General features: G+C 70.3%; 12 protein-coding genes. 2 read left to right on the forward strand and 10 right to left on the reverse strand.

The features are described 5' to 3' along the window. Positions 1-133: 133 nt before the first annotated feature. The 9 genes from hpnD to ACQPZG_RS06100 form a co-directional block, all read right to left on the reverse strand. On the reverse strand, positions 134-1084 hold the full coding sequence (hpnD, locus tag ACQPZG_RS06060; protein ID WP_433544789.1) for a presqualene diphosphate synthase HpnD: 951 nt from the start codon (positions 1082-1084) through the stop codon (positions 134-136). After that, the gene (gene hpnC / locus ACQPZG_RS06065) at positions 1081-1983 is read right to left on the reverse strand and encodes a squalene synthase HpnC (protein WP_433544790.1); all 903 of its coding nucleotides are present in this window, start codon (positions 1981-1983) and stop codon (positions 1081-1083) included. Before hpnC ends, hpnD begins: the two co-directional genes overlap by 4 nt. Positions 1984-2398: 415 nt before the next feature. Then, entirely contained in the window at positions 2399-3187 is a 789-nt protein-coding gene (locus ACQPZG_RS06070) for an ABC transporter ATP-binding protein (protein WP_433544791.1), read from the reverse strand. Beyond that, complete coding sequence (locus tag ACQPZG_RS06075) at positions 3180-4109, reverse strand: ABC transporter permease (protein WP_433544792.1); 930 nt, start codon at positions 4107-4109, stop codon at positions 3180-3182. The genes ACQPZG_RS06070 and ACQPZG_RS06075 overlap by 8 nt, the downstream gene beginning before the upstream one ends. Positions 4110-4225: 116 nt before the next feature. Continuing rightward, positions 4226-5071 (reverse strand): glycosyltransferase family 2 protein, encoded by an 846-nt coding sequence (locus ACQPZG_RS06080; RefSeq protein ID WP_433549279.1) that lies wholly within the window; start codon positions 5069-5071, stop codon positions 4226-4228. A 50-nt stretch (positions 5072-5121) separates the two neighbouring features. Then, complete coding sequence (locus ACQPZG_RS06085) at positions 5122-5904, reverse strand: CDP-alcohol phosphatidyltransferase family protein (RefSeq protein WP_433544793.1); 783 nt, start codon at positions 5902-5904, stop codon at positions 5122-5124. Then, complete coding sequence (locus tag ACQPZG_RS06090) at positions 5879-6946, reverse strand: iron-containing alcohol dehydrogenase family protein (protein WP_433544794.1); 1068 nt, start codon at positions 6944-6946, stop codon at positions 5879-5881. Before ACQPZG_RS06090 ends, ACQPZG_RS06085 begins: the two co-directional genes overlap by 26 nt. Continuing rightward, complete coding sequence (locus ACQPZG_RS06095; RefSeq protein ID WP_433544795.1) at positions 6934-7671, reverse strand: sugar phosphate nucleotidyltransferase; 738 nt, start codon at positions 7669-7671, stop codon at positions 6934-6936. Before ACQPZG_RS06095 ends, ACQPZG_RS06090 begins: the two co-directional genes overlap by 13 nt. Next, on the reverse strand, positions 7668-9440 hold the full coding sequence (locus tag ACQPZG_RS06100; RefSeq protein WP_433549280.1) for a DUF5941 domain-containing protein: 1773 nt from the start codon (positions 9438-9440) through the stop codon (positions 7668-7670). The genes ACQPZG_RS06095 and ACQPZG_RS06100 overlap by 4 nt, the downstream gene beginning before the upstream one ends. 412 nt (positions 9441-9852) lie before the next feature. On the opposite strand from ACQPZG_RS06100, the gene ACQPZG_RS06105 reads away from it, so the two are divergent. After that, positions 9853-10794 carry a cation diffusion facilitator family transporter gene (locus tag ACQPZG_RS06105; protein WP_433544796.1) on the forward strand — a complete coding sequence of 314 codons (942 nt, stop codon included), beginning with the start codon at positions 9853-9855 and terminating at the stop codon, positions 10792-10794. Positions 10795-10974: 180 nt separating this feature from the next. Further along, positions 10975-11577 (forward strand): isopentenyl-diphosphate Delta-isomerase, encoded by a 603-nt coding sequence (gene idi / locus ACQPZG_RS06110; protein ID WP_433544797.1) that lies wholly within the window; start codon positions 10975-10977, stop codon positions 11575-11577. Positions 11578-11602: 25 nt separating this feature from the next. On the opposite strand, the gene ACQPZG_RS06115 is transcribed toward idi, so the two are convergent. Further along, positions 11603-12112: an ATP-binding protein gene (locus ACQPZG_RS06115; protein WP_433549281.1), complete on the reverse strand. Its 510-nt coding sequence runs from the start codon at positions 12110-12112 to the stop codon at positions 11603-11605. Between the last annotated feature and the right edge of the window lie 72 nt (positions 12113-12184).

Here is a 12184-nt window from a genome sequence, read left to right on the forward strand (position 1 = left end):
CCCCGAGGGGCTGCTGCGGCCCGAGCCGTGGCGGCCCGGCCCGTTGCAGTCAGGGACGCGTCACGCCGGTGGAGGGTTGCGCGCCCGTGCTGCGGGTTCCACGGTTTCACGTGAAACGCTCTTCCTGCCCCTTTCAAGGACGCCTCCTGGCGGTTTGCCGGGAAATATGCCGCGCGTCGAGCCCGGAGAGACCGCGCACGGCGACATACGCCTTCTCGTGCCCCGGCAGCGAGACCCGCCCGCGCAGTACCGCGTAGGGATCGCGCTCGATGCGGTCCAGGAGCCTGCGGTAGATGCCGGCCATGGCCGCGACGCAGGCTCCGCTGCGCCGGTCGAGGTGCGGCAGCAGCCGGTAGCCCTCGGCGAACAGGGCGCGGGCGCGCCGCACTTCGTGGTGGACGAGACCGGGGAAGTCGGATCCCGGCGGCGGGGTGGCACTGTGGAAGCCGTCCGCGCAGCCGAACTTGGCGAGGTCCTCGGCGGGCAGGTAGGTGCGTCCGTTGCCGGCGTCCTCGCGCACGTCCCTGAGGATGTTGGTGAGTTGCAGGGCCAGGCCGAGGGTATCGGCGTACTCCGGGGCGCGGGCGGCGTCGCGCGCGCCCGACGGGGTGCCGAACACGCCGAGCGAGAGCCGTCCGATGGCCCCGGCGACACAGCGGCAGTACACCTTCAGGTCGTCCCAGGTCTCGTACGTCGCCTCGTGCACGTCCATCAGGACGCCGTCGATCAGCTCGTCGAGCCCGCCGAGCGGGATCGGGAAACGGCGGGCGGCGTCGGTGAGGGCGACGGCCACCGGGTCGGTGTCGTCCTCGTCGATGTCGCCGGCGCTGATCCGGGCCAGCAGTGCCCGGGTCTCGCCCAGCCGCTTCTCCTTCACCTCGGGCGGCAGTGTGCCGTCGCCGATGTCGTCCACGCGCCGGGAGAAGGCGTAGAGCGCGGACATCGCGTTGCGCTTGTCGGTGGGCAGCAACCGGATGCCGTAGGCGAAGTTGCGCGCCTGCTGTCCGGTCACCGCCTCGCAGTAGCTGTACGCGGCGAGTACCGGTGCGGACGCCTGGTCGAGTTCTTCCACGGTCCGGCTCACCCCTCTCTTCGCAGAGTCGCTCCCACTTCGCGCAGCAGACTGAGCTTGGTGGGCTTGGGCGGTCCAGGGAGTACGTCGAATCCGGCGGAATGTACCGCCTTGAGGGCGGCACGGCCACCGGCGACGAAACCGGCCAGCAGAAGCTTCAGTCTGCCGTGCACGCTACCCACCAGCGGGGGTCCTTCATTCAGGAGGCGGGAGGCCCTCTCCGCTTCGAATGCGATCAGTGAGCGCACCGAGGAGTTCGCACTCGGCGCCGCCAGGTCCTTCTCGCTCACCCGGAAGCGCGCCATGTCCTCGGCCGGGAGATAGATCCGGTCTCTGGCCAGGTCCTCGGCCACGTCCTGGAGGTGCTCGACGATCTGGAGCGCCGTGCAGACGGCGTCCGACCTGCGTACCCGCTCGGGGCTGGTGGTGCCGGTGAGGGCGAGGACGAGGCGGCCGACGGGGTTGGCGGACTTCTCGCAGTACGCGAGGAGGTCCTCGTACGTCTCGTAACGGCTGACGCTCTGGTCCTGCCGGTTGGCCTCGATCAGCCCGAGGAACGGCTCGGGGGTGAGGGCGCGTCGGCGGACGACCGGTTGGAGGGCGCGGAGCAGCGGGTGGCGGGGCGCGCCGTCGAAGACCCGGTGCAGGTCGGCCTCGAAGGCGTCCAGCATGGCGAGCCGGTCGTCGGACCGTTCCGCGCCGAGGCCGAGCAGTGCGGCGTCCCGGCCGCCGGGAGCGAGGTCGCCGTCGCCGATGTCGTCGACCAGGCGGGCGTATCCGTACACCGCCATGAGGTCGTCGCGCCAGGCGCGCGGCAGGAAGAAGGGGGCCACGGGAAAGTTCTCGTCCGTGGCCTTGTCCAGGGTGGTGCGCGCGGGGGCGCCGGGGGGCGCGTCCCGGACTCCGGTCATCGCCGACTGCCCTCCGCGGGGACGGCGAGAGCTTTTCGGAGCGGGAGAGGTTCCCCAGTCATTGCCGTCACACCTCCCGTTCTACACTGCCGACTCAAAACATCCCATTTCGGACACGCCGTCCGTGGTCCCGGACGGGAGCTTCTCTGAGGCGCGACCCGAGGACGTATCGCCCCACTTGCCGCGAATCAGCACCGGTACAGCTTACGTTGTACAACGCGAAGCAACGCCGCGGGGTGTCGCGCGCATGGGAACAACACTGCGATCCCGCTCAACCTTCCCCGATCATGGGCGAATTGACGCTTCACCGACCCCCGCAGCCACCGCGTTCGCCTTCTCGCGGACTGCGCGAACACGCGACAGGGTCCCCGCCGGTTCCTGGCATCGGCGGGGACCCTGTCGTCGCGGTTGCCCGCTACTTGCCGGTCTCCTTCTCGTACGCCTTGACGACTTCCTCGGTGGGGCCGTCCATCAGGAGTTCGCCCTTCTCCAGCCACAGGACGCGGTCGCAGGTGTCCCGGATCGACTTGTTGCTGTGGCTCACCAGGAAGACCGTGCCGGCCTCCTTGCGGAGCTCCCGGATCCTCTCCTCGGAGCGGATCTGGAACTTCCGGTCACCGGTGGCGAGTGCCTCGTCGATCATCAGCACGTCGTGGTCCTTGGCGGCCGCGATGGAGAAGCGCAGGCGGGCCGCCATGCCGGAGGAGTAGGTCCGCATCGGCAGCGTGATGAAGTCGCCCTTCTCGTTGATGCCGGAGAAGTCGACGATGCTCTGGTAGCGCTCGCGGATCTGCTCGCGCGACATGCCCATGGCCAGGCCGCCGAGGATGACGTTGCGCTCGCCGGTCAGGTCGTTCATCAGCGCCGCGTTGACGCCCAGGAGGGAGGGCTGGCCGTCCGTGTAGACCTTGCCGCTCTCGGTGGGCAGCAGGCCCGCGATGGCGCGCAGCAGGGTCGACTTGCCGGAGCCGTTGGAGCCGATGAGGCCGATGGCCTCGCCGCGGTAGGCCGTGAAGGACACGCCGCGCACGGCGTGCACCTTGCGTACGCCGCGGCCCTCCTCGCCCTTCTTGCCCCGCAGGATGCGGTTGAGGGCGGCGGTCGCGCCGCCCTTTCCGCCGCCACCGGCGTGCACCCGGTAGACGATGTGCACGTCGTCGGCGATGACCGTGGGGACGCGCCCGGTGTTGTTGTCCTCAGCCACGGCCGTAACGCTCCTCAGCCTTCCAGAAGTACACGAAGCCGAGCACGCCGAAGAGGACCGCCCAGAGTGCGGCGGCCATCCACACGTGCGGCGGAAGCTTGTCCGCACCGTAGCCGTCGATCAGCGCGAAGCGGATCAGGTCCATGTAGACGGCCGCCGGGTTCCACTGGAGGAGGTCCGCGACCAGCGGCGAGTGCTTGTCGAGCATCTCCGGGATGCTGAACATGACACCCGAGGCGTACATCCAGGTCCGCATGACGAACGGCATCAGCTGGGCCAGGTCGGGGGTCTTCGCACCCATCCGGGCCATGATCAGCGCCAGGCCGGTGTTGAACATGAACTGGAGCACCAGCGCCGGAAACACCAGCAGCCACGACCAGGTCGGGAAGTTGCCGAAGGCCATGATGATCACCAGCAGCACGATCATCGAGTAGAGCAGCTGCTGGAGCTGCTGGAGCGAGAAGGAGATCGGCAGCGAGGCGCGCGGGAAGTGCAGCGCCCGCACCAGCCCGAGGTTCCCGGAGATAGCCCGTACGCCCGCCATCACCGAGCTCTGCGTGAAGGTGAACACGAAGATGCCCGTGACCAGGAAGGGGATGTAGACGTCCGTGTTCATCCCCCGGCCGGCATTCAGGATGAGACCGAAGATCAGGAAGTAGACCAGCGCGTTGAGCAGCGGGGTCGCCACCTGCCACAGCTGGCCCAGCTTGGCCTGGCTGTACTGGGCCGCCAGCTTCGCCGAGGAGAACGCCATGATGAAGTGGCGCCGCCCCCACAACTGCCGTACGTACTCGACGAATCCGGGCCGGGCGCCGCTCACCGACAAGTGGTGCTTGGCGGCGAGCTGCGCCGGGGTCAGTCCCTCGTCTGGAGAGGGAGGGACGCTCATAGCGACCGCTCCGTCTTGGGAAGTGTCACTCACAAGTGGAAACTTTCGTCTTCAAAGATGCGCGAACCGGTCGGGCGCTGGCGCGCGGGTGTCCGGGTCCCGGGAGACAAAGCCCGATGCCTGTCGGCCCGAGGTCTGTTCCGAGCCTGTCAGATGACGGGTGGTCGGCCCAGTCGGGTCAGCCGCCATACCGTACGCCACTTCATGGGGCGGCGTGGACCCGCGGGGGTGCTCCAGCCTTCCCGGAAGCCGCCGAACCACGCCTTCAGCGAGTCCTTGGACGGGCGCCGGGCGAGCGTGAGCAGCAGCCACACCCCCAGGTAGAGGGGCACGAGGGGGGCGGGAAGGTTGCGGCGGGCGAGCCAGACCCGGTTGCGGGCCACCATGCGGTGGTAGACCGCGTGCCGGGAGGGTGCGGTGGTGGGGTGGTTGAGGACCATGTCCGCGCGGTACTCGATGCCCCAGCCCGCGTCGAGGGCCCGCCAGGCCAGATCGGTCTCCTCGTGGGCGTAGAAGAACTCGTCCGGAAGTCCGCCGACCTCCGCGAAGACCTTCGTACGGACGGCGTTGGCTCCGCCGAGGAAGGTCGTCACGCGGGAGGAGCGCAGGGGGTCCGAGGCGCGCAGGCGGGGTACGTGCCTGCGCTGGGTGAGTCCGGTGTCCGGGTCGGCGATGCGGAAGCTGACGATGCCGAGCCTGTGGTCGGCCTCGAATGCCTGACGGCACAGCTGCGCGGTGTCGGCGTTCGGCAGCAGGCCGTCGTCGTCCAGGAAGAGCAGGACGTCGACGTCCGCGCCGGACGGACCGAAGGCCTCGATGCCGGCGTTGCGGCCACCGGGGATGCCGAGGTTCCCGGGCAGGTCGACGGTGCGCACGCCGTCCGGGACGCCGGTGACGGGGGCGCCGTTGCCGACGACCACGATGTCGACGGGGTCGCCTTCCTGCTTGCGCACGGAGTCGATGAGGGCGCGCAGGTCGTCGGGGCGATTGCCCATGGTGATGATGACCGCGCCGAGCTTCAGGGGCCCGGTCCCCCGGCCGCCGCTCACTTGAGCCTGCTGGAGGCGAGGATGGACACCAGGTGCAGCAGCGTCTGCAGGAGCGCGATGCCCGCGAAGACGGCCACGCCGAGCCGGGTGAAGAACAGGTCGTCCCGCACCGCGTCGAAGACGGCCAGGACCAGGATCAGCAGCGACGCCTCGATGCCCAGGATCAGCCGGTGGAACTGGAGCATGGACGCGAGCTTGCGGGCGAGCGCCATCCTGGCGGAGCGCGGCACACTCGCCGACTCCTGCACCGGGGGCTTTCCGCCCTGGTGGCGGGCGACGGCGACGAGGTCGGTCTCCGCCTTGATCAGGATGGCGCCGAGCGCGGCCAGGGTGCCCAGGAAGGCCCACAGCCAGTCGATGCGCCCGGTGCCCCACAGGTCGGCGGCGCGCAGACCCACGCCGACGAGCACCGCGGCGTCCGTCAGATAGGCGCCGACGCGGTCCAGGTAGACGCCGTTCAGCGAGAACTGCTTCTTCCAGCGGGCCACCTCGCCGTCGACGCAGTCGAGCAGGAGGTAGAGCTGTACCGCGACGACGCCGAGGACCGCACCCCAGACGCCCGGCACCAGCAGGGCCGGCGCGGCGAGGACACCGCACACGGTCATGACGTACGTGAGCTGGTTGGGCGTGACGCGGGTGTTGACCAGGTACCGGTCGACCCGCAGGGAGACCTCGCGCATGTACAGGCGGCCGCCCCAGTGTTCGCCGCTGCGCCGGTCCTTGACGCCCGCGGGGTGAACGACGGGACGGAGTTCAGCTACTGATGGTCGTCTTGACATAGTCGGCGTAAGCGTCCCTGATCTGGTCTGCGGACAGGTCGAGGTGTTCCAGGATCGTGAAGCGTCCCGGGCGGGTCTGGGGGGCGTACTCGACGGCCTGGACGAACTCGTCGACGGTGAAGCCGATGTCGCCGGGCAGTACGGGCAGGTCGTGCCTGCGCAGTACGTCGGCGAAGAGCGCGGCCTCCTCGCGGGCGCCGCGCAGGTGCATCGCGAAGGCGGCGCCCACGGCGACCTGTTCGCCGTGCAGCGCGGCGCGCCGCGGGAAGAGCAGGTCGAAGGCGTGGCTGATCTCGTGGCAGGCCCCGGACGCGGGCCGGCTGTCGCCTGCCACGGTCATCGAGATCCCGGTGAGGACCAGGCCCTCGGCGAGCACCTTGAGGAAGGCGTCGTCGCCGATGGTGCCGGGGTGGCGCAGCACCGCCTCGCCGGCCTGGCGGGCCATGGCGGCGGCGAGGCCGTCGATGGAGTCGCCGTGCACCTCGTGGGCGAGTTCCCAGTCGGCGACGCAGGAGATGTTCGAGATGGCGTCGCCGATGCCCGACCGTACGAAACGGTCGGGGGCCTGGCGGATCACGTCGAGGTCGATGACGACGGCGATGGGGGTGGGGACGCCGTAGGAGCCCCGCCCGTTGTCGTTGTCGAGCGTGGCGACCGGGGAGCAGAGGCCGTCGTGGGCGAGGTTGGTGGCGACGGCAACCATCGGCAGGCCGACGCGGGCCGCGGCGTACTTGGCGACGTCGATGATCTTGCCGCCGCCGAGGCCGACCACGGCGTCGTAACGCTGCTTGCCCTTGATGTCGTCGGCGAGCTTGACCGCGGAGTCGATGGTTCCGTCGGCGACCGGGTACCAGTCGGCGTCCGGCAGGACCGGGGCGAGGCGTTCGCGCAGGGCCTGCCCGGAGCCGCCGCTGATGGCGATGGCGAGACAGCCCGAGCCGGAGATCCGCTGGTCGGCGAGAAGGCCCGCGAGGTCGTCGAGGGCACCGCGCGAGACGTCGACGGTGAGCGGGGAGGGAATCAGTCGGGTCAGTACTGGCACGCGATCTCCCGGCCCTTGGTGAGGTCGTCGTGGTTGTCGATCTCGACCCACTTGACGTCGCCGATCGGGGCGACGTCGATGGTGAAGCCCCGGTCGACGAGCTCCTGGTAGCCGTCCTCGTAGTAGAGGTCGGGGTCGCGCTCGAAGGTGGCCTTCAGGGCGTCGGCGAGCTCGTCGGCGGCCTCGCCCTCGATCAGGGTGACGCCGATGTACTCACCGGTGGCGGTCGCCGGGTCCATCAGTTTGGTGATGCGCCGGACGCCCTTGACGGGGTCCACGATCACCTTCATCTCCTCGTCGGCCAGTTGCTTGGCCGTGTCGAGGGCGAGGATGATCTTCTTGCCCTCGCCACGGGCGGCGAGCAGGGTCTTCTCGACGGAGACCGGGTGCACGGTGTCGCCGTTGGCGAGGATCACCGTGTGCCGGATCGCGTCGCGGGCGCACCACAGGGAGTAGGCGTTGTTCCACTCCTCGGCCTTGTCGTTGTCGATCAGCGTGAGCGTCAGGCCGTACGTGGCCTCCAGCTCGGCCTTGCGCGCGTAGACGGCCTCCTTGCGGTAGCCGACGACGATAGCGACCTCGGTGAGCCCGATCTCGGCGAAGTTGCCGAGGGTGAGGTCGAGGACGGTGGTGTCGCCGTCCACGGGCACGAGGGCCTTGGGAAGCGTGTCGGTGTAGGGGCGAAGACGCCGTCCGGCGCCCGCCGCCAGTACCAGGCCGATCATGCGGGTTCTCCTTCGTCGTGTACGGCGGGTGCTCCCGAGGAGACCCAGAAACGAATGCTTTCGACGCCTGCCACCAGGGCGATGGCCACGGCGACGACCGTGAGCGCGAGGGGCAGGCCGTCCGCGGGGATCAGCACGGCGACAAGCGCGACCAGCAGCGTGCGGCCCTCGTGGCCGCCGATGGCCCGCACCAGCCAGTTCGGCGGGGCCCCGGAGCCGCCCTTGATGCGGTACACCGTGTCGTAGTGGTGGTAGGCGACCGCCGCGACCAGCGCGAACGCGGCGGGGAGTGCTCCCGCGACGTCGGCCTCGACCGCGAGGATCAGGATCGTGCAGTACTCGGCGATCCTGAACAGCGGCGGAACCAGCCAGTCGAGCGCGCCCTTGAGGGGCGCCCGCACGGCGAGGCCGCCGAGGAAGGCGTACAGCACGGCGGCGCCCACGAAGGTCCAGGTGCCGCCGTTGAGCAGCGCGTCCACGATCAGGATCGCGGCGCCCGCGAGGGCGAGGACCGGGGCGAGGAAGCCTCCGCCGGGCCTGCCGCTGCGCGCGGTGGCCGCGACCGACTCGGCGAGCGGTCCCGAGTCCGCCAGGTCCGCCAGGGCCTGCGCGGCACGGTCGGTGCGGGTCGCACGCCTGGTCAGGGAGCGGAGCACGCGTCCCGCCGTCGTGTAGCAGGCCGCGAAGGCGCAGCCGATGAGCAGGGCGTAGAAGACGATGCGGGGGGTGGTGACGGCCGTGAGGACGGCGATCATGGCCCAGCGTTCGCCGATCGGCAGGACGATCATGCGCCGGACCCAGACCGTCCAGCCGACGCTGTCGAGCTTTCCGGAGAGTGCGGCGGTGGGGCTCGTGTTGCCCGTGGCGTCGTGGTTGGCCTCGTTGAAGGAGAAGTCCACGACGTGCCGGCAGGTCTGGAGGACCATCGCGCCCAGTGCCAGCGCCCACACGTCGTCGCCGCCGCGGATCGCGCCGAGGGCGAGGCCCGCGTAGTAGGCGTACTCCTTGGCGCGGTCGAAGGTGGCGTCCAGCCAGGCGCCCATGGTCGAGTACTGGAGCGAGTAGCGGGCGAGCTGCCCGTCGGTGCAGTCCAGGACGAAGGAGACGAGCAGGAGCAGTCCGGCCGCGATGTAGCCGCCGCGCGTTCCGGTGGCCGCGCAGCCGGCCGCTATGAGCGCGGTGAGCAGCGACGCGGTGGTGACCTGGTTCGGGGTGAGCCCGCGCCGCGCGCACCAGCGGGCGAGGTAGCGGGAGTACGGGCTGATGCAGTACGTAGTGAAGAAGCCGTCGCGGGACTTCACCGCGGTACGCAGTCGGACCGCCTCGTCGTCGACGGCGGCCACGGCCGCTTCGGTCTCCGTACGGGAGACCTGGTCGTGCGGAACGGCGGCGACGAGCGAGCCGAGTTCCGGGCGTTGTACGGCGGTGCCCTCCGCGTCGAGGGCGGCGGCCACCTCGTCGGGCGCGGTCAGCGGTGCGGTGCGCAGGGCCCGGCCGAGGGCGGCGCGCGCCTGGGGCTGGGCGGTGAGCGCACCGGGCACGGCCGCGGCGGGGAAGCGCGGGTCGGTCAGGCCCAGTCGCAGCGCGTGCACGTGGCCGACGAAGCGGGGGTCGACGAGGGCGACGCGCTCACCGGCCGGGACCGCGTCCAGAAGCTGCACGGTCGCGGCGGCGTCGGCGGCGGACCGCACGTCGAAGCCCAGCGACCGCAGATCGCCTTCGAGCGACGATCCGGGTACCGGCGGGCCGGTGAGGATGGCGGTCGACAGACGAACTCACTCCTTGAGCAGGGCTTCGTGAAGCCGCACGGTGCGCCCGCTCGGGGGTGGCGGGGCGGCATCGGCAGAGGCTATCGGATGAACGGAAGGCGGATTTCACTGCCTGTTCATGCGGCGACAGGGTCGGCCTGACGGTGGGACGACCGCCGCGATCATCATCGTTGATCACGTGCCCGTGCCACAAACCGCGGGTCCCCGAGCGGACGGCACCGTAGTCGATTCCGTCACTCCGGACTCCTCCGTGACGCTTCCCGACCCTCTGACCTGCGGTCATTTCCGCAGGTCAGAGCACATGACAACGGTGTTCAACCCCGGCTTGCCCATACCCCCCGCCCGTAGTTCACTGGGGTCGCGGGCCGATCACCTCGGGCCCTCGTACACGAGTCTCAGGAGGGGTCTCTTCATGGGGGCTGGGCACGATCACGGGCATGCACACGGCGGGCCGCCGCCCACCGGAACGGCTGCCGGCGCCTACAAGGGGCGCCTGCGAATAGCCCTCGGCATCACCCTCGCCGTGATGGTCGTGGAGATCGTCGGCGGTCTGCTCTCGAATTCCCTCGCCCTCATCGCGGACGCGGCCCACATGGCGACGGACGCCCTCGGGCTCGCGATGGCCCTGCTCGCCATCCACTTCGCGAACCGCCCGCCCACCCGGAACGCCACCTTCGGTTATGCCAGAGCCGAGATCCTGGCCGCTCTCGCGAACTGTCTGCTCCTGCTCGGCGTCGGCGGTTACGTGCTGATCGAGGCGGTGCAGCGGTTCATCGCACCGGCCGAGACCAAGGGCGGCCTGGCGATCGTCTTCGCCCTGGTCGGCCTGGTGGCCAACATGATTTCGCTGTCGCTGCTGGTCAAGGGACAGAAGGACAGTCTCAACGTGCGCGGTGCCTACCTGGAGGTGCTCGCGGACGCGCTGGGCTCGGTGACGGTGCTGGTCGCTGCGGGCGTCATCGTGTTCACGGGATGGAGCTACGCCGACCCGATCGCGTCCCTCGTCATCGGGCTCATGATCGTGCCGCGCACCTGGAAGCTGCTGCGCGAGACGCTCTCCGTGCTGCTGGAGGCGGCCCCCAAGGGCGTGGACATGGCGGAGGTGCGCGAGCACATCCTGGGGACCCCCGGCGTGGAGGACGTGCACGACCTGCACGCGTGGACGATCACGTCGGGGATGCCGGTGCTGTCGGCGCACGTGGTGGTCAGTCAGGAGCTGCTGGACTCGGTCGGGCACGAGAAGGTCCTGCACGAGCTGCAGGACTGCCTCGGGGACCACTTCGACGTGGAGCACTGCACCTTCCAGCTGGAGCCCAGCGGGCACGCGGTGCACGAGATGAAGCTCTGTCACTGAGGGGCGTCGGCGTGCCGGGGCCGTGGGCGCCGGTCCCGGCACGCTCGGGCGGCCGGACGGTACGCGGATCGCGCCGTGCCGCGCCGACGGCTTGTTTGAAACCCTCCGCGCGACGGAAGTACGGACAAGCGGCTTTTGTACGGCAGACTTGGCCGCCGGGAACCGAAGCGAAGGATGGTTATGCCGACCACACCAGCCACTGCGGCGAACAGCGCACCGAACGGATCGGCGGACGCACCCCCCGAGATCCTCCTCGAACTGGTCGACGAGAGCGGCAAGACCATCGGCACCGCGGAGAAGCTCTCCGCCCACCAGCCCCCCGGGCAGTTGCACAGGGCGTTCTCCGTCTTCCTCTTCGACGAGACGGGGCGGTTGCTGCTCCAGCAGCGCGCACTCGGCAAGTACCACTCCCCCGGCGTCTGGTCCAACACCTGCTGCGGTCACCCGTACCCGGCCGAGAGCCCCTTCGCGGCGGCCGCCCGGCGTACCCACGAGGAACTGGGCGTCTCCCCCACGCTGCTCGCCGAAGCGGGCACGGTGCGCTACAACCACCCGGACCCGGCGTCCGGTCTGGTGGAGCAGGAGTTCAACCACCTCTTCGTGGGCCTCGTGCAGTCGCCGCTGCGGCCGGACCCGGAAGAGGTCGGGGACACGCAGTTCGTCACGCCGCAGGAACTGGCCGAGCAGCACGCGAAGGACCCGTTCTCGGCGTGGTTCATGACGGTGCTGGACGCGGCACGGCCGGCGATCCGCGAGCTGACGGGCGACACCGCGGGCTGGTAGAGGGGCCTGCGGGCTTCGTCGGTCTTCAGCCCGCGTGCAGCGGCAGGGCGGCCCAGATGACCTTGCCGCCGCTCGCGGTGTGCTCCACGTCGCAGGAGCCCCCGGCTTCGGCGGTGATCTCCCGGACGAGGAGCAGCCCGCGGCCTCCGGTCTGCGCGTAGTCCGTCTCCAGCGGTCTGGGGCGGTACGGGTGGTTGTCCTCGACCGACACCCGCATCCAGTCCGCGCCGATGGCCACTTCCACCGCCAGCTCCGGAGAGAGCAGCGCCGCGTGTTTGACGGCGTTGGTGACCAGCTCGGAGACGATCAGGAGCAGGCTCTGCACGAGGTCGTCGTCGGCGGGCGCCCCCTGCCGGCGGATCAGGTCGCGTACGGCGTGCCGGGCCTGCGGAACGGAGACGTCGACCGCGGGCGCGGTGAACCGCCAGACGCCTTCGTACGTGCGCGGACCCCCCGCAAGCTCCCCCGCGCCACCGTCCGGAGGGGGAGCGACTGCCCTCTCCGGGGGTGGGGCGCTCCCACGGCTCTCCTTCATCGGGCACCCGCCCTCACGCTCGGTCGTGACCACGTTCCGAGTGTTCGGGGCGGGGAGGTCGGGACCGTCCCG

Origin of the sequence: Streptomyces sp. CA-294286 (genome assembly GCF_050947155.1) — a bacterium.
In the GTDB taxonomy this organism is placed as follows: Bacteria; Actinomycetota; Actinomycetes; order Streptomycetales; family Streptomycetaceae; genus Streptomyces.

Bases quoted from the DNA above. Each gene is read 5' to 3' on its own strand.
- hpnC (WP_433544790.1), bottom strand. From the start codon at position 1,983: ATGACCGGAGTCCGGGACGCGCCCCCCGGCGCCCCCGCGCGCACCACC.
- ACQPZG_RS06080 (WP_433549279.1), bottom strand. From the start codon at position 5,071: ATGGGCAATCGCCCCGACGACCTGCGCGCCCTCATCGACTCCGTGCGC.
- ACQPZG_RS06085 (WP_433544793.1), bottom strand. From the start codon at position 5,904: ATGTCAAGACGACCATCAGTAGCTGAACTCCGTCCCGTCGTTCACCCC.
- ACQPZG_RS06095 (WP_433544795.1), bottom strand. From the start codon at position 7,671: ATGATCGGCCTGGTACTGGCGGCGGGCGCCGGACGGCGTCTTCGCCCC.
- ACQPZG_RS06105 (WP_433544796.1), top strand. From the start codon at position 9,853: ATGGGGGCTGGGCACGATCACGGGCATGCACACGGCGGGCCGCCGCCC.
- idi (WP_433544797.1), top strand. From the start codon at position 10,975: ATGCCGACCACACCAGCCACTGCGGCGAACAGCGCACCGAACGGATCG.
- ACQPZG_RS06115 (WP_433549281.1), bottom strand. From the start codon at position 12,112: ATGAAGGAGAGCCGTGGGAGCGCCCCACCCCCGGAGAGGGCAGTCGCT.